Source organism: Streptomyces sp. NPDC096176, from assembly GCF_044763255.1.
GTDB lineage: Bacteria > Actinomycetota > Actinomycetes > Streptomycetales > Streptomycetaceae > Streptomyces.
The window spans coordinates 159,018-173,885 of the sequence record NZ_JBIWFV010000009.1; the positions used below are offsets into that span (position 1 = coordinate 159,018).

At 70.8% G+C, this 14,868-nt stretch carries 16 protein-coding genes and 1 pseudogene; 8 read left to right on the plus strand and 9 right to left on the minus strand.

The features are described from left to right. Positions 1 to 53: 53 nt before the first annotated feature. The 4 genes from ACIQ7Q_RS25045 to ACIQ7Q_RS25060 form a co-directional block, all read right to left on the minus strand. A complete protein-coding gene (locus ACIQ7Q_RS25045) occupies positions 54 to 1,340 on the minus strand; it encodes a cytochrome P450 (RefSeq protein WP_403866208.1) in 1,287 nt (428 codons plus the stop codon). 448 nt (positions 1,341 to 1,788) lie between these two features. Continuing rightward, positions 1,789 to 2,988, minus strand: coding sequence for an NAD(P)/FAD-dependent oxidoreductase (locus ACIQ7Q_RS25050; RefSeq protein WP_403866212.1), 1,200 nt, complete (start codon positions 2,986 to 2,988; stop codon positions 1,789 to 1,791). Between the two features lie 133 nt (positions 2,989 to 3,121). After that, complete coding sequence (locus ACIQ7Q_RS25055; RefSeq protein ID WP_403866215.1) at positions 3,122 to 4,066, minus strand: RNA polymerase sigma-70 factor; 945 nt, start codon at positions 4,064 to 4,066, stop codon at positions 3,122 to 3,124. Between the two features lie 149 nt (positions 4,067 to 4,215). Further along, positions 4,216 to 4,548 carry a hypothetical protein gene (locus tag ACIQ7Q_RS25060; RefSeq protein WP_403866218.1) on the minus strand — a complete coding sequence of 111 codons (333 nt, stop codon included), beginning with the start codon at positions 4,546 to 4,548 and terminating at the stop codon, positions 4,216 to 4,218. A gap of 41 nt (positions 4,549 to 4,589) precedes the next feature. Here ACIQ7Q_RS25060 and ACIQ7Q_RS25065 point away from each other — a divergent pair, with 41 nt between their 5' ends. Beyond that, positions 4,590 to 5,519 (plus strand): zinc-binding dehydrogenase, encoded by a 930-nt coding sequence (locus ACIQ7Q_RS25065; protein ID WP_403866221.1) that lies wholly within the window; start codon positions 4,590 to 4,592, stop codon positions 5,517 to 5,519. Positions 5,520 to 5,573: 54 nt separating this feature from the next. Here the strand turns inward: ACIQ7Q_RS25065 and ACIQ7Q_RS25070 are convergent, their stop codons facing one another. Then, on the minus strand, positions 5,574 to 5,846 hold the full coding sequence (locus ACIQ7Q_RS25070) for a hypothetical protein (protein ID WP_403866224.1): 273 nt from the start codon (positions 5,844 to 5,846) through the stop codon (positions 5,574 to 5,576). A gap of 218 nt (positions 5,847 to 6,064) precedes the next feature. On the opposite strand from ACIQ7Q_RS25070, the gene ACIQ7Q_RS25075 reads away from it, so the two are divergent. From ACIQ7Q_RS25075 to ACIQ7Q_RS25090, 4 genes are all read left to right on the plus strand, one after another. Beyond that, positions 6,065 to 6,283 carry a hypothetical protein gene (locus tag ACIQ7Q_RS25075; protein WP_403866227.1) on the plus strand — a complete coding sequence of 73 codons (219 nt, stop codon included), beginning with the start codon at positions 6,065 to 6,067 and terminating at the stop codon, positions 6,281 to 6,283. Next, positions 6,280 to 8,388 (plus strand): bifunctional polysaccharide deacetylase/glycosyltransferase family 2 protein, encoded by a 2,109-nt coding sequence (locus ACIQ7Q_RS25080; RefSeq protein ID WP_403866230.1) that lies wholly within the window; start codon positions 6,280 to 6,282, stop codon positions 8,386 to 8,388. The genes ACIQ7Q_RS25075 and ACIQ7Q_RS25080 overlap by 4 nt, the downstream gene beginning before the upstream one ends. After that, positions 8,385 to 9,629 carry an LCP family protein gene (locus tag ACIQ7Q_RS25085; RefSeq protein ID WP_403866232.1) on the plus strand — a complete coding sequence of 415 codons (1,245 nt, stop codon included), beginning with the start codon at positions 8,385 to 8,387 and terminating at the stop codon, positions 9,627 to 9,629. The genes ACIQ7Q_RS25080 and ACIQ7Q_RS25085 overlap by 4 nt, the downstream gene beginning before the upstream one ends. Positions 9,630 to 9,864: 235 nt before the next feature. Beyond that, on the plus strand, positions 9,865 to 10,104 hold the full coding sequence (locus tag ACIQ7Q_RS25090) for a hypothetical protein (protein WP_403866235.1): 240 nt from the start codon (positions 9,865 to 9,867) through the stop codon (positions 10,102 to 10,104). 143 nt (positions 10,105 to 10,247) lie between these two features. Here the strand turns inward: ACIQ7Q_RS25090 and ACIQ7Q_RS25095 are convergent. Beyond that, a pseudogene (locus ACIQ7Q_RS25095) lies at positions 10,248 to 10,430 on the minus strand (RNA-guided endonuclease TnpB family protein); the annotation flags it as partial. 28 nt (positions 10,431 to 10,458) lie between these two features. Next, positions 10,459 to 11,694, minus strand: coding sequence for a 4-hydroxybenzoate 3-monooxygenase (locus tag ACIQ7Q_RS25100; RefSeq protein ID WP_403866237.1), 1,236 nt, complete (start codon positions 11,692 to 11,694; stop codon positions 10,459 to 10,461). A gap of 236 nt (positions 11,695 to 11,930) precedes the next feature. On the opposite strand from ACIQ7Q_RS25100, the gene ACIQ7Q_RS25105 reads away from it, so the two are divergent. Both ACIQ7Q_RS25105 and ACIQ7Q_RS25110 read left to right on the plus strand, forming a co-directional pair. Beyond that, positions 11,931 to 12,143 (plus strand): DUF4287 domain-containing protein, encoded by a 213-nt coding sequence (locus ACIQ7Q_RS25105; RefSeq protein ID WP_403866240.1) that lies wholly within the window; start codon positions 11,931 to 11,933, stop codon positions 12,141 to 12,143. 191 nt (positions 12,144 to 12,334) lie between these two features. Then, on the plus strand, positions 12,335 to 12,820 hold the full coding sequence (locus ACIQ7Q_RS25110) for a hypothetical protein (protein ID WP_403866242.1): 486 nt from the start codon (positions 12,335 to 12,337) through the stop codon (positions 12,818 to 12,820). Positions 12,821 to 12,842: 22 nt separating this feature from the next. Here the strand turns inward: ACIQ7Q_RS25110 and ACIQ7Q_RS25115 are convergent, their stop codons facing one another. Both ACIQ7Q_RS25115 and ACIQ7Q_RS25120 read right to left on the minus strand, forming a co-directional pair. Next, positions 12,843 to 13,283, minus strand: a complete 441-nt coding sequence (locus ACIQ7Q_RS25115) for a nuclear transport factor 2 family protein (RefSeq protein WP_403866245.1) — start codon at positions 13,281 to 13,283, stop codon at positions 12,843 to 12,845. Positions 13,284 to 13,433: 150 nt separating this feature from the next. Then, entirely contained in the window at positions 13,434 to 14,279 is an 846-nt protein-coding gene (locus tag ACIQ7Q_RS25120; RefSeq protein WP_403866248.1) for an SDR family oxidoreductase, read from the minus strand. A gap of 89 nt (positions 14,280 to 14,368) precedes the next feature. Between ACIQ7Q_RS25120 and ACIQ7Q_RS25125 the strand changes: the two genes are divergently transcribed. After that, on the plus strand, positions 14,369 to 14,857 hold the full coding sequence (locus ACIQ7Q_RS25125; protein ID WP_403866251.1) for a MarR family winged helix-turn-helix transcriptional regulator: 489 nt from the start codon (positions 14,369 to 14,371) through the stop codon (positions 14,855 to 14,857). Positions 14,858 to 14,868 lie beyond the last annotated feature (11 nt).

Sequence of the window (14,868 nt, forward strand, 5' to 3'; positions counted from 1 at the left end):
TGGCGTCCCGGCGCCCTCCTTGGCGGCACCCGGGTCTCCCTTTTGATGTCCGGTCAGGCATGGGCGGCGTTGTGAGCCGGGCATGTCTTCGACCCGGGCGGCTGCGGCGTCCTGCCGGTCATGTGGACCGGCAAAGCGGCGTAACCCTGCAGGGGGATGGAGGTCAGACGTTGCGGCTCTGCGGCGAGGGTGATCGCCGGGTAGCGAGTGAAAAGAGCCTGCAGCGCGATTTTCGTCTCGAGCTTGGCCAGGCGCGCTCCCAGGCAGTAGTGAGCGCCGAAGCCGAAGGCAAGGTGCTCTCGACGCGTGGGCCGGTTGATGTCGAAGGTGTCCGGGTTCTCGTGCCGTGTCGCGTCCCGGCCCGCGGCCACGAGGCTTGCGAGGACCGGATCGCCTTGCGCCACCCGCACGCCCGCGATCTCGACGTCCTTCACGGCATAGCGCAGGAGGGCGTGGCGTACGGGTGAGGCGTAGCGCAGCCCTTCGTCTGCCGCCGCTTCCCAGGCTGCGTCGGGGTCGTGTGACCCGAGTGCGGTCGCGACCATGGTGGGGTTCTGCAGCAGTGCGTACGCGGTGTTGGTGATCGAGTTGATCGTGGTCTCGTGGCCGGCGATGAGGATCAGGAAGAGGGTCTCCACCAGTTCCTGCTGGCTGAGCCGGTCGTCGTGGTCGCGTGCTTGGATGAGCGCTGTGGTCAGGTCGTTGCCGGGTCGGCTCCGCTTGGTTTCGATCAGTGCGGTGAGGCTGGTGAAGATGTCCGTTTGAGCGGTGCGGATGTCCTCCTCCGCGGAGATGCTCTCCCGGGGAGTGACCAGACGGTGGAAGCTGTGTCGTAGGTCGCTGACTGCGGTGTCCGGGACGCCGAGGACTTCACAGATCACCCTGACCGGCAGCGGATAGGCGTACTGCTCGCGCAGGTCGGCTGTCTCCCCCGAGGCCGCAGTGTCGAGGTTCTTCAGGAGCTCGTCGGCGATCTGCTCGATACGCGGCCGTAGCGCTTCGATCGGCGCTCGGGTGAAGGCGGTACTGACGAGTTGGCGCAGCCTGCGGTGTTCCCAACCGCCTTGGTGGAGCATTGCTGCGCCGCGGACCAGGGCGATGAGATCCCAGTCGTCGGGTATGCGGCCCTGGTTGAGATCAGGCCAGCAGGCGGGGTCCTTCGTCAGGTCCTCATGGCCGAGGATCGTCTGCGCGGTGGCGTGGTCGGTCGCTGCCCAGGCGGCGACGCCTCCGGGTAGTTCGACGGGAACGAGTGAGCCGAGGCTCCTCAACTGTCGCGCCTCTTCGACGGGATCGGCAGCAGGATCGAGAGGGCAGCGCTTGCGCCGGGACAGGTCCATGGAGACTCCAGCAGTGGGAAGGGACGGCACACGACGTGCAGTCGGCGGAGCACGCATCAGTTCTGATCAAGAGTCTGCCAAAAACGCGCGTGGCCAATCGGCTTCGCTGTGGTGCCCGGACCTGGCTGTCGTCGCCCGCGCCGGCGACAAGGAAGTGATCGTCTGCATGCTGCACACCTCATGAAACGGCAGCCAACTCAACCGGTAGGCACATCAGGGGCGGTGACCGCCTCCCCCGGGTCCGTCCAGGTGCGCCGCACGCCGCTGCTCGGGCCCCCGGCGCGGGGGCCCGAGTGAACGGCCTCGGGTGGTCACCGACCGTTCCCGGTCCAGTCGGCACATGCTGTTCCTGGCGCTGTCCCCGGCCGCGCAGGGCCGGGGATCGGGTTCTGGTGTCGGCGGTGAGGCGGGCGCCCTGCGTGTTGTGGGTGCCCGCCTCCTGGGTGGGTCAGGCCGATGCCGTGGCGGTCGAGGGCGTCCGGGTCGGGTTCTGGGTGATGCGGCGGGGGCGGGTGGGGAGGCCGAAGGTGGGGTTGGCGGTGAACCAGGCCGCGCCTTTGCAGACCAGTTCCTTGTAGAGGGCGGCGGGCCGGCCGGTGAGGGCCGCCCGGAGGGCGCGGTCGTCGGCGGTGACGTACTGGATCAGGCCTTCCTTGCGGCCGAGCGAGATGCACTGATTGAAGTAGCGGAGCGGCACCTTGGGGAGCTTTCCGCCGGTCAGGCGGGCCGTGATGGCGTCGGCGGCCTGCAGGGCGGTAGGGCCGCCCGTGGCGCAGGACATGCGCAGCGGCTTGTTGCCGGGGCCCATGGCCATGGCGGCGTCGCCGATGGCGTAGACGTGGGGGTGGGAGAGGGAGCGCATGGTCTCGTCGACCACGATCTGGCCCGTGTCGGTGACGTGCAACGGGGTGGCCTGCGCGATGGGGTGGACGGCGAAGCCGGTGGTCCACACGGTGACCGCGGCCGGGATGGGCGTGCCGTCGGCGGTGGTGACGTGATCGGCTTCGACGCTGGTGACGAGGGTGTGTTCGCGCACGGTGATGCCCAGCTTGTCGAAGACTTTCCGCAGGTGCCGGCGGCCCTTGGGCGAGAGCCGGTCGCCGAGGTCGGCGCGGGCGGCGAGGGTGACGTCGAGGTCGGGGCGGGATTCGGCGATCTCGGTGGCGGCTTCCAGGCCGGTGAGGCCACCGCCGACGACGAGGACGGGCCGGCCGGCGTCCAGGCGGGCGAGTCGTTCGCGCAGGCGGAGTGCTCCGGGCCGGCTCGCGATTTCGTAGGCGTGCTCGGTGGTGCCGGGGACGCCTTGGTCGGTCCAGCCGCTGCCGAGGGCGTATACGAGGGTGTCGTACTCGAGTTCCTGGGCGTCGCCGTCGGCGTCGACGACGGCGACGGTCCGGCGGTCGACGTCGACGCCGGTGACCTGTGCGAACTGCAGGTCGACGGCGGTGCCTTGGAACATGTCGCTGAAGGGACGGGACTTGAGGTCCTGGCCGGTTGCGAGTTGGTGCATGCGGACGCGTTCGACGAAGTCGGGCTCGGCGTTGACGAGCGTGATGGTGGCGTCGTCGCGGTGCAGCCGCTTGGCGAGGCGGCCGGCCGCGACGGCTCCGGTGTATCCGGCGCCGAGGACGATGATGCGGTGCTGCATTTCTTGCTCCTGTCTGCGCGGGTCCGCCTTGTGTCGTGCGCGGTTTCCACCGCTTGAACCGGGCAGCCGGCTGTTTCCTGACAGGAATGCGTTGTGATGCAGCTCACATCGCGTTCGGGGGCGTGTGTCGTGGTCAGAAGGCGTGGAACAGGGGCTTCCCGTGGTCGGCGGCTGCCCACGTCTCGGTCGCGCGCTGGAGCTTGTCGGGGTTGACCTGGCTGCGGAAGGCGGTGATGCCGTCGGCGGTGACGTCCAGGCACATGATGCCGACGATCCGGCCGTCGAGGACCGCCACGACGGCGGGGCTGTTGTTGGCGGTGGTGGCGTGGATCTCGGGTGAGCCGCCGACCAGGGCGCGCTTGGACCGTGCGGGCTTGAACAGGCCGCGCATGAACGTGGCGACCGCCGTCGCGCCTTCGAAGGCCTTGGCGCGGGCCGGGACCTTGCCGCCGCCGTCGCCGATCGCGATGGCGTCGGCGGTGAGCAGCTGCACGAGCGGCTCGGTCTTCCCGCTGGTGGCGGCGGCCAGGAACTCCTCGACGATGCGGCGGGCCGCGGCCTGGTCGATCTCGGTGCGGGTCTTGCCGTCGGCGATGTGCTTCTTGGCGCGGTGGAAGATCTGCTGGGCGGCGGCCTCGGTGATGTCGAGGATTTCGGCGATGTCCCGGTGGGGGTAGTCGAAGGCTTCCCTCAGGACGTATACGGCTCGTTCCTTCGGGGCCAGCCGTTCCATGAGGGTCAGGACCGCGTAGGAGACCGATTCGCGCTGCTCGAAGGTGTCGGCCGGGCCGAGCATCGGGTCTCCGTCGAGGAGCGGCTCGGGCAGCCACTGGCCCACGTAGGCCTCGCGTCGCGCGCGGGCCGATGTGAGCTGGTTGAGGCACAGGTTGGTCAGCACCTTCGTCAGCCAGGCTTCGGGGACCTCGATGTGTTCGATGTCGGCGGCCTGCCAGCGCAGGAAGGTCTCCTGGACGGCGTCCTCGGCCTCGCTCACGGAGCCGAGGAGGCGGTAGGCGACGGCTTCCAGGCGGGGCCTTGCGGCCTCGAACCGGTCCACGTCCTTCGTCGTCAGCGGCATGGTCCGGATCCTAGCCGGGCGGCGCAGGAGAGCCTGGGGTGGTCCGCGGGCCTGGCGGACTGCGCAGACGGACGGAGACGATTCCGCGGCGTTCTCATCCCGCCGCCTTCAGCTCCCGCCGCCTTCTCATCCGTGGGAAGGCCACGTGGTCACGGGGTCCGCAGGTCGGCGGCCAGGGTGAGGCTGCCGGGGAGGGCGGCGAACGCGTCGCGCATGTCGGTGGTCAGGTCGCCGCGGGTGGGAGTGGCCGGCCGGTTCGTCCATCGGTCGAGGGCGCAGTGGAAGGCGGCGACCAGCATGTCCAGGGCGAGTTGCGGGCGCAGGTCGTCGGGGGCGGCGAAGTGGAGCCTGCGGTGCAGGATGTCGAGCGCGGTGCGGCTGGTCCGGTGGCAGAAGTGCAGGCCGTGCGCGTCCATGGACGGGGTCTGGCCGGCCAGTCGTCGGCTGAGCAGGGCGCGGCGCGGCCAGGCTTCGTCGGTCATGCGCTCCAGTGCGGCGTGCAGGGCCTGAAGGGTGAATTCCCGTGCGTGCTCCGCTGGTTGACCGCTCCACTCCTGCCGGACTGCGCCTCGGCCAGGTGCCCGATCCCGAACCGGGGCCGCACCAGGCTCTGATCCGGGTGACGGCGACCTCCCTCAACTACGGCGAGGTGCGGTTCAGCCTGCAAGAGGCGCCCGACGAAGCCGTCCTCGGCTGGGACGCGGCCGGGGTGGTGGAACAAGCCGCGGCCGACGGGTCCGGCCCGGCAGCCGGGACGGCCGTTGTCACGCCCGGCATCGACGGCGCATGGGCGGAACTCCGCGCCGTCGATACCGACTGGATCGGCACGGTGCCGGCCGGCGCCGACCCGGGGGCCGTCAGCACGGTCCCCGTCGCCGGGACCAGCGCCCTGCGTGCTCTGCACCGTGCGGGCCCGATCCTGGGCAGGCGAATCCTGGTCACCGGCGCCACGGGCGGCACCGGCCGGTATGCCGTGCGGCTCGCCCGCCTCGGCGGAGCGCACGTCATCGCGTCCACCGCAGCCCCGGACAGGCACGGCGACAGTCTGCGGGCGAACGGGGCGCACGAGGTGGTGGCCGGGCCACTCGACGTCAGCCGGCCGGTGGACGGCGTCGTGGACATGGTGGGCGGCCGTCAACTCGTCGACGCCTACCGCATGCTCGCCCAAGGAGGCACGCTGGTCGCGGTCGGGCACGCCGCTCACCAGGACGAAACCTTCCCCTTCGGCGCCCTCTTCGGCGACCAGGGCCGGCACGACCGCTCGATCGTCTCGTTCTCCCTGCCCGCCTGCACGGGCCTCGCGCCCGACCTGACCTGGCTCGCCCACCGCGTCGCCGCAGGCGAACTCGACCCGCAGATCTCATGGCGCGGCAGCTGGGACGCCGCCTCCGACGCCATCGACGCCCTTCTCCAGCGCCGGCTCCACGGCAAGGCGGTCCTGGACATCGCCTGACGCAGATCGAAGAGCTGCCGGCGAGCGGGGGCGCCGATTTCCGTGCGCTCCACATCAGTTGGGGGCGACGCACGGGCCGGCCGATGCCGGGGCTGATCCAGCCGATGCCGGGGCCGGCACCGTTGCGTGCGCCAGTTCGGCCCTGAACGCGGTCACCGGGTCGCCGGTGATGGCCACCAGGAGCCCGCCGTCGGGCCGCACGTCGACACGTACCCGGACGTCGCGGGGCCGTCCCATCGCCGCCCCCTGGCGACCGGTGAAGACGAGCCGCCCCTCGGTTGCCGGCACGATGCCGCCCTTACGGATGGTGCCCCTGCGTCCGTTCATGCATCGTGAGGATTTTCACGCGGTTCTCACACCGGTTGAAGTGCTCGTGCAAACGAGCAATGCGCTGGTTAGACTCACCGCCCATGTATCTCACCCCCCACGGTAGGACGCAGAACGGGCAGGGCAACCGCCCTATATTCATTGAACGTTCAGGAAAACGCAGGAGGATACTTCGCTTCACCACGATCGCACTCGGCGGTGCGTGCGGGGCCTACCTGTTGTTTGCCGCAATCGTCGTCGCCGGGCTCTGGCAGCCGGGCGGGCAGCAGCCCCCCGCCACCGGCGGCTCCGTTCCCGCCGCCCCGGCGCACCACGAGGCCGGGCAGGGCGTCGGCGACGGCGGTGTCGGCGAAGAGGGGCTTCCCGGCGGCGGGGCGGCGTCTTCGCCTCGGGGTGGCAGCGCCTCGACCCGCCCCGCAGAGGCCAACGGCGGATGAGCTCCCGGCACGCACTGCGCCGTCCCCCACGCGGGCATTGGGTGCTGTTGATGCTCATCCTCGCCGTCGTCGTGGTGAGCCTTCTCTTTGAGGGATGGACCACACACGAGGTCGATTCCGCGCGGAGCAAGCGTCCCTGCTCCAAGCCCATTCCGCGCAGCGCGGACACCGGGGAGCCCGTTCTGAGGTTCACCGGTGCCGGTGTCGAGACGGCCGCCATGCCGGCCCGCACGGCGGCTCTCACCTTCAACGGCGGACCGGATCCCGTCTGGACGCCCCGTCTGCTCGACCTGCTGCGGTCAAACGGCGCGCACGCCACGTTCTTCGTCCACGGCAGGCAGGCCACGCGCCATCCCGAGCTGGTCCGACGTATGCGGGACGAGGGGCACGAGATCGGCTCCTACACCTACACCGGGGGCGATCTGGGGGCGGCTTCCCAGGCCCGCGCCCGTATGGAACTGGGCTTCACGCAGATGGCGTTGGCGGGTGTGACCGGTGAACACACCCGGCTGTTGCGGCTGCCTCACACCACAACGGCGGACACCCTGTGCGGCGCCGAGTGGCCGGCCGCACAGCGTGCTGCCCGTCAGGGCTACCTCGTCGTCGCCGCGGACCGCAAGAGCCGGCAGGCCGCCGAGGGCGTCGTGCGGCAGTACAGCCACACCGATCTCGGCTTCCGTGAGGCCCGGTCGTTGCTGCGTGATCCCGGGGTGGAGCGGTTCACGACCCTCTCGGCCGGCCTGGGGCAGAGCGGGTTCACCACTCGGGCGCCGCTCGTGGAGCGGCTGAAGGGCGCAGGTTTGCTGCATGCTCAGGAGCTGGGGCGGGTCTTGTCCCGGGCGATGTCCTGGGCGATGGTCGTGGCGGGCGCGCTCGGTCTGTTGCGGCTGGCGGTGCTCGGCTGGTTCGCACGGGTCCATGTCCGCAGGCGCGGCAGGTTTCGGCCCGGCAGCCCGCGGCTGCGTGAGGTGACGGGTCCGGTCACGGTGCTGGTGCCCGCGCACAACGAGGAGGCGGGCATCGCCCCCACCGTGCGTTCGCTGCTCGCCTCGACCTACCGGGACCTGCATGTCATCGTCATCGACGACGGTTCGACGGACGGCACGGCGGATGTGGTCGAGCGCCTCGCCGACCCGCGGGTGACCCTGGTGCGCCAGCCCAACACCGGCAAGCCGGGGGCCCTGAACACCGGTCTGCTGCACGCTCGGGACGACATCGTGGTGATGGTGGACGCGGACACCGTGCTGGAGCCGGACGCCATCCATCATCTCGTCCAGCCGCTGGCCCACCCCGCGATCGGCGCGGTCAGCGGCAACACGAAGGTCGGCAACCGCGGGCATCTGCTGGGCAAGTGGCAGCACCTGGAGTACGTGCTGGGCTTCAATCTGGACCGGCGCATGTTCGAGGTGCTGGAGTGCATGCCCACTGTGCCGGGCGCCATCGGCGCCTTCCGCCGGGACGCCCTGATGGGCATCGGCGGCGTCAGCGACGAGACCCTCGCCGAGGACACCGACCTGACGATGGCCCTGTGGCGGGCCGGCTGGCGGGTCGTCTACGAGGAGTCCGCCGTGGCGTGGACGGAAGTCCCCAGCACGCTGCGGCAGTTGTGGCGGCAGAGATACCGGTGGTGCTACGGCACACTCCAGTCGATGTGGAAGCACCGGCGGTCCGTGGGCGAGCTCGGCACCGCGGGCCGGTTCGGGCGGCGCGGGCTGAGCTACCTGGCGTTGTTCCAGGTCGTACTGCCACTGTTCGCACCGGTGGTGGATGTCTTCGCGCTGTACGGCGTGTGCTTCCGCGACCCGTCCGAGGCCGTCGCCGTGTGGCTCGCCTTCCTCCTCGTGCAGTTGGTGACCGCCGGGTACGCGCTGCGGCTGGACGGCGAGCGGCTGCGTGCGCTGTGGTCGCTGCCGCTCCAGCTGTTCGTCTACCGGCAGTTGCTGTACCTGGTCGTTCTCCACTCGGTGATGACGGCGCTGCTCGGTACCCGGCTCAAGTGGCACCGTATGCACCGCACCGGCACCGCCGACCCCTACCGGCTCGACGAGCCGGCCAGGGACGAACCCGGCCTGGCCCTGCACGGTCCGAAGGGAGAGCTGCGGTGACCGAACCGCTCGAGCGTGCCGGCGGTCCGCCGCTGCCGGCCACGCCTCGGCCGCTCGGCCGGGTGGCTTCCGCGCCGGGCGCGGTGCGACGTACCGCGCTCGGCCCGGTGGCTTCCGCGCCGGGCGCGGTGCGACGTACCGCGCTCGGCCCGGTGGCTTCCGCGCCGGGCGCGGTGCGACGTGCGGCGGCGTACGGATGGCGCGGTCCCGCGCCTCGGCGGCGTGGCCGCGGCCGTGCCCGGCCGCGTCGTGGACGGCGGGTGATACGGGCCGTGCTGGCGATGGTGATCGCACTGGTGGCGATCGCGAGCGGCACGTTGGCCTGGGCGCAGACGGAGCTGAAGCAGGAGGTGGACCTCGGGGCGTACGGCGGCGGTCCGGCGGCAGGGGCGGGCACCAACTACCTGATCGTCGGTTCCGACAGCCGTGAGGGGCTCTCGGACGACGATGTGCGCGATCTGCGTGCGGGGGGCGGGGGCGGCCGCCGGACGGACTCGATCATCGTCCTGCACACCGGGGCCGACGGTGCGGTGATGGTCAGCCTGCCGCGCGACTCCTGGGTGACGATCCCCGGCTTCCACGACCCTGCGACCGGCAAGCGTGTCGCACCTGCCAAGGACAAGCTGAACGCCGCTTTCGCCTACGGCGGTCCGGAGCTGCTGGCGCACACGGTGGAACACAACACCGGCCTGCGGATCGACCACTACGCGGAGATCGGTTTCGCCGGCTTCGTGAAGGTCGTCGACGCCCTTGGCGGCGTCCGCTTCTGCCTGGACCGGGACATCAAGGACGAGAAGTCCGGGGCGGACCTGCGTCGGGGCTGCCAGACGCTGCGCGGCCGTCAGGCGCTGGCCTTCGTCCGTCAGCGCCACCAGGAGGCCGAGGGCGACCTGGGGCGCTCCCGCAACCAGCAGCGGTTCCTTGCCGCCCTGGCGGACAGGGTTTCCACGTCGGGCACTCTCCTGGACCCTTCGCAGCTGTATCCGGCGCTGGACGCGGGTCTCGACACGCTGGTCGTGGACCGGGACATGGACCTGCGCCGGCTGGCGCGGATGTTCCGCTCGCTGCAGGGCTCCGGCGACAGCGTCAGACGGGTCACCGTGCCGGTGGACGCGGTGGGCATCCCCACCTCCAAGGGCAACGTCATCCGCTGGGACGCCGAACGCGCGGCGCTGCTGTTCCGGCAGGTCCGCGAGGACCTGCCAGTCACGGTCGCGGAGACCGGCTCTCGCGGGGACTGACTCTGCGGCAAGGAGAGCTGTCTGGTGCGTCCTCGGGGCCGGGCCCGGCCCCGAGGACGCACCAACCCGTTCAAATCGCCGGGGCCGGGGTCTCCGAAGCCGGGCATGCCGGGGTTGCCGCTCACTGGGCCGGGCGGTCCTGCCCGCTCCGGGCCGTAGGCCATACAGGGGGCGTGATCAGCGAGGTCACGGCTGCTGCATGGCGGTGCCGCCGATGCGGCTTAGGGTCCTCGTCGTGGCAGAGATCCCGGATGAACTGGTCGAGCTGGAACGTTCCGCCGAGGAAGAGCGGGCGAAGCTCGCCGGCCTGGGCGACGAGGAGCGCGAGGCACAACGGAAGCGCTGGCGCGACGCGGCCGACAAGTTCGAGGCTGCGGTGACGAAGCACGCCGAGGCGACCGGGCGGAGCCGGGACGACGTGAGGGCGGCGGCGAGGAAGGCTGTCAGGAACGCGGAAGAGGACCCGGCGGAGTAGGAAGCTCCCCCGCTCCCCCGTTCTCCGATTCCGCCTCTCCCCCGGTTTTCCCGCTCCTGCGAGGAAGCGCCAGCGACGACAAGATCACCGGCGGAGCCGGGGGCGGGCACTTCCTCGTCGGTGACAGCCTCGCCAACCACGCAGCCCTTAGACCCGGCCTGTCCCTTCTTCGGCTTCCGGCGGGCGATCAGGCGCTGAGAGCGGGCAAGTTTCTGCGCGGCCGTCTTCCCGTGCCGGGCGTGGGGAAGGTCGTGGTCATCGCTCGTGGTCGTAGCGGTCTCCTTCACGCCCCAGTCGATACCGATCACGCGCCCGGTCTCGGGCAGCAGCAGCACGGCCCCGCGTACCGGCAGGTCAGCAGGTGATGTCCGCGCCGATGTAGAGCTCGGCGAACGCGGTCGCCGCCGTGGGTGATTCGAAGATGCGCCGCAGACGGGCGCCGGTAGTGCCGATGCGGAAGCCGTCGCCCGACGAGGCCCCGTGCATCACCTCCGAGAGCCAGAGCGAGAACTCCTCGTACTGCCACACGCGGCGCAGACAGGCGTCCGAGTAGCCGTTGAGACCGCTGTCGTCGCCCTTGCGGAAGTACGCGACGAGTGCGTCGGCGAGCAGGATCGCGTCGTGCAGGGCGAGGTTCATACCCTTTGCCGCGATCGGGGCGGCGAGGTGGGCCGCGTCGCCCGCCAGATACAGCCGGCCGTACGCCATCGGCTCCACGACGTAGTTGTGCATGTCCAGGACGCGCTTCTCGATGAGCCGCCCTTCGGTGAGCGGGCGGGCTCCGTCCGCGGACAGCCGGTGGCGCAGCTCCGTCCATACGCGCTCGTGCGGCCAGTTCTCGGGGTCGTCGCCGGCCGGGCACTCGAGGTAGTAGCGGGTGACTTCGGGGCTGCGGGCCATGTGGGCGGCGAAGCCGCGCGGATGGACGCCGAAGACGACACAGTCGCAGGACGGCGGAGCTTCTGCCAGCAGGGCCAGCCAGCCGATGCCGTAGTCGTGCCGGGCCACGGTGGTGTGTTGCGGCGGCATGCAGGTGCGCGTCACACCGCGGGCGCCGTCGCATCCGGCGACCACCTCGCACTCGATGCGCAGACGTTCGCCCGTCGCCGGGTCGGTGTAGGACACGGAGGGCCGGTCCGTGTCGATGTCATGCAGCTCGACGTCGCGTACGCCGAAGCGGACGTCCCCGCCCGCGTCGCCTCCGTCCGTCCCGTCGTCCGCGTAGTGGCGCAGCAGATCGGTCACCAGCAGGGGCTGGGGATAGACGAAGTGGTGGCGGCCGGAGAGTTCGCCGTACTCGAACCTGTGGCGCTCGCCCTGAAAGCGGAACTCGAACTCCCTGTGCACTTGGGCGTGCTGCAGCAGCCGATCGGCGAACCCTCGCCGCTCGAGAGCGCGTACAGCCCACTCCTCGATGAACCCGGCGCGCGGGCGCTGCTCGATGAACTGTCTGCTCTCCGTTTCCAGCAGTACGCAGTCGACGGAAGCGGCGCGCAGGATGTTGGCGACGGTGAGACCGGCGGGTCCAGCGCCCACGACGACGACGCAGGTGCGCTGGGCGGTGGGCGAGGAGGAGGGAGCGTCAGCCATCCGGGCATTATCGCCAACTCGGGTTGTCGGAGCGTCTGTCGACGTGACCCGGGCGTGGAGGGCCGGGTTTGAAGGCAGGGACGAGTGGTCGCGGCGGTGGGCTCCTCCCCCGTCCCCGGGAACACGCCCCCACGGCCCTGTGACCTGAATCACCGCTGGGGCTCGCTCAGTTGGGCGCCGACGGCCGGTCAATCTTGCAGACCAGCGACCGAGCACCCCCGAAAGGACCGCAACACATGACCGCAAGCGTGAAGGGACCCGCCTCCTACTTCCCCTCGATCGAGAAGAAGTACGGCCGCCCGGTCGCGGAGTGGAAGGACCTCATCCGCTCTTCGCCGCTGACGAAGCACATGGAGCTGGTCGCCTGGTTGAAGGAGGAGCACGGGCTGGGTCACGGACACGCCAACGCGCTGGTCGCCCACACGCTTGCCGAAGCCGCGGCGACGTGACCCGCCCGGCCGGGTGCTGGTGAGGTGAAAGGCGTGAGGCCGTAGCTCCCGGGCTTGCCGTTCGCTCTGGTCGGGCCCGCGGGCCGTCGTAGGACGGGCAAGTGGGAGACTGGCCGGCCGGAACGAAACACAGGGAGGCGGGCGGGACCGTGGTGCTGCGACGGGGGCGCACAGGTTTGATGGGCCTGGTCATGGCGACTGTGCTGACGACGGCGACCGGCTGCGGTGCCCTGCTCCTGGAGGACAAGGGACCGCTCCCGCCGCGCTACTCGGGTCCTCCGCTGGCCGCGGACGACGTGGTCGCGGATCTGACGGCCGCGCTCGAGGCCGAGGGCATCGCGCTGGAGCGGATGCCTCAGGAACACATCCCGATCGAGTGTCACGAGTCCTTGTACGGCGAGCACAGGACGGCCACGGCAGGCACAGCCCTGGAAGCCGCTTTCGAGCGGGCGCGTGCGGACCACGGCTGGAAGGCCGAGACGGGCAACGGCCAGGACGGCCGGCTCCACATCCGCAAGGGCAACTGGACGGCCACGGCCCAGGTTCCCGAAGCGGGCGCGCCCGGGACGGCGGGTTCTGCCACGACACCGGTCGCGGTCGCGTTGGGGTGCGACGGCGGGCTTTCCAAGTCCCGGTCGCGCACGGGCTCCCCGGCGCCGTCGCCCACGCCTTCCTGAGAACCGGGCCGCCTGTACCCCCTCACGGGGTGCACGCCTCGGCGATCGACAGGCTGTTTTCGTAAAGGTGGTGCCGGGTGATCCGGCCGTCCTCGACGGTGAGGTGCAGCGCGAACGGGCCCTCGAAGTGCTTTCCCGTTGCGCGTACGGTCCCGGACACGTGGCCCATCAGGACGGCGTCGTTGCCGTCGACGAGGAAGGTGTCGACGCAGGCGCTCGCGTCCTCGGGGACCGTGTATTGCATCAACTCGGTGAACTGTGCGGCGCATTCGGCGGCGGTGGACCGCGGGCGGATCCACGGGACGGCGGGGTTCTCGGCGAGCAGCCAGTCGACCTCGTCGGCGAAGAGGGCGACGAGCCGCACGGTGTCGCCGGCCACCCGGGCGGCAAGGAAGTCCTGCACGACGGCCCGGGTGTCCTCGGCGACGGAACTCGTGGTGGTGGCAGGGGGCTTGACGGACATGATGCTCTCCTCGCGGCTGGCTACGGCCGGGCCCCGGCGTGGTTCCCGTCGATGTGTTTGATCCTGCCGGGGCAGAGGAGAGCGGTCGATTACCTCGAGGGTCATGACCGGCCCATGCCGGGCCATCCGGGTATGCGGCCGCGGGGCCGGTCAGGCGACCCAGGCGCCGGTGAGGTCCTGGACCGCGGAGCCGTCCACGTCGGCGAGCTTGGTGGCGACGAAGGTGCGGGCCCAGTCGGTCGTCTGGATCCGGAAGGCGGGTAGGTCGGTGGTGAGCGCTTCCATGACCGCTTCCGCAGCCCCGGCCGGGGTCTGTGCGCTGCCGTCGAGGAACTGCCCGACGGCGTGGTCGATGTAGCGGCGCAGTGTGCCGGTGTACGGGCCGGCGTCGATCTCGGCTTCGAGGTCGATGCCGACGTTGTTCACGAATTCGGTGGCCACGGCGCCGGGTTCCACGACGGTCACGCTCACGCCGAGGGTGCGTGCGACGGGAGCGAGGCTCTCCATGTAACCCTCGACGGCGAACTTGGCGGCGCAGTAGGCCTCGTTGAACGGCTGGCCGATGACGCCGCCGACGCTGGTGACGGTGATCAGGCGGCCGCCGGTGGCGCGCAGGTGCGGGAGTGCGGCCTTGGAGACGCTCAGCACGCCGAAGAAGTTGACCTCCATCACCTTGCGGATCTCGGCGACGGAGTCGTTCTCCAGGGTGCCCACGTGGCCGGCGCCCGCGTTGTTGACGACGGCGTCGAGGCGGCCGTAGTCCGCGATCACGCCGTCCACGGCGGCGGTGACGGACGCCTCGTCGGTCACGTCGAGCTGCCGGATGTCGAGCTCGACGTCCGCTTCCTCGGCGGCCTTGCGCAGGACGTCGGCGCGGGTGGTGTCGCGGAGGGTGGCGACCGTGCGCCAGCCGGCCCGGGCGGCGGCGATGGCGGCGGCGAGGCCGATGCCGGAGGAGGTTCCGGTGATGAGGACGGTGCGGGGGGCGGCGGACATGGTGGGGCCTTTCGGAGAAACCATTTAAGTGCGTGCACACACAACATAGCTTTATGTGTGTGCACACGCAACCCCTCTATACTCGGTCCATGCCGAAGAAACTGCCGCAGGCCGAGATGCCCGCCGCCGACTACGCCTTCTACGGGCTGGTCTGGGCCGGCACCGTGATGACCGAGCGTGTCGACCGGGCCCTCGTCAAGGCGCACGACCTCCCCGTGTCGTGGTTCGAGGTCATGCTGTGGCTGGCGTCCAGTCCCGAGCCGGTGCCCGCCTCCGTCCTCGGCCACAGCACCATGCTCAGCCGCAGCCAGGTCTCCCGGGTCGTGGACGCCCTCCAGGCCCGTGGGCTGGTGACCCGTACCCCCTCCGTGCGCGACGCGCGGTCGGTCGAGGTCCAGCTCACCGCCGAGGGCCGCCGGGTCTTCGCCGAGGCCGACGCCACCCGCCGTGAGGCCCTGGCGCCGGTCTTCACGGATCTCCTCGACGAGCAGGACCTCGAGGCCCTCGGCACGGTGTGGCGCAAGCTCAAGGCGGAGAAGGAGCGGCTCGCGGAGGAACCGGGGACCAGGTCCTCCTGACGAAGGCGGAT

Bases quoted from the DNA above. Each gene is read 5' to 3' on its own strand.
- ACIQ7Q_RS25120 (WP_403866248.1), bottom strand. From the start codon at position 14,279: ATGTCCGCCGCCCCCCGCACCGTCCTCATCACCGGAACCTCCTCCGGC.
- ACIQ7Q_RS25105 (WP_403866240.1), top strand. From the start codon at position 11,931: ATGACCGCAAGCGTGAAGGGACCCGCCTCCTACTTCCCCTCGATCGAG.
- ACIQ7Q_RS25050 (WP_403866212.1), bottom strand. From the start codon at position 2,988: ATGCAGCACCGCATCATCGTCCTCGGCGCCGGATACACCGGAGCCGTC.
- ACIQ7Q_RS25070 (WP_403866224.1), bottom strand. From the start codon at position 5,846: ATGAACGGACGCAGGGGCACCATCCGTAAGGGCGGCATCGTGCCGGCA.
- ACIQ7Q_RS25115 (WP_403866245.1), bottom strand. From the start codon at position 13,283: ATGTCCGTCAAGCCCCCTGCCACCACCACGAGTTCCGTCGCCGAGGAC.
- ACIQ7Q_RS25125 (WP_403866251.1), top strand. From the start codon at position 14,369: ATGCCGAAGAAACTGCCGCAGGCCGAGATGCCCGCCGCCGACTACGCC.
- ACIQ7Q_RS25045 (WP_403866208.1), bottom strand. From the start codon at position 1,340: ATGGACCTGTCCCGGCGCAAGCGCTGCCCTCTCGATCCTGCTGCCGAT.
- ACIQ7Q_RS25055 (WP_403866215.1), bottom strand. From the start codon at position 4,066: ATGCCGCTGACGACGAAGGACGTGGACCGGTTCGAGGCCGCAAGGCCC.
- ACIQ7Q_RS25080 (WP_403866230.1), top strand. From the start codon at position 6,280: ATGAGCTCCCGGCACGCACTGCGCCGTCCCCCACGCGGGCATTGGGTG.
- ACIQ7Q_RS25060 (WP_403866218.1), bottom strand. From the start codon at position 4,548: ATGACCGACGAAGCCTGGCCGCGCCGCGCCCTGCTCAGCCGACGACTG.
- ACIQ7Q_RS25100 (WP_403866237.1), bottom strand. From the start codon at position 11,694: ATGGCTGACGCTCCCTCCTCCTCGCCCACCGCCCAGCGCACCTGCGTC.
- ACIQ7Q_RS25110 (WP_403866242.1), top strand. From the start codon at position 12,335: ATGGCGACTGTGCTGACGACGGCGACCGGCTGCGGTGCCCTGCTCCTG.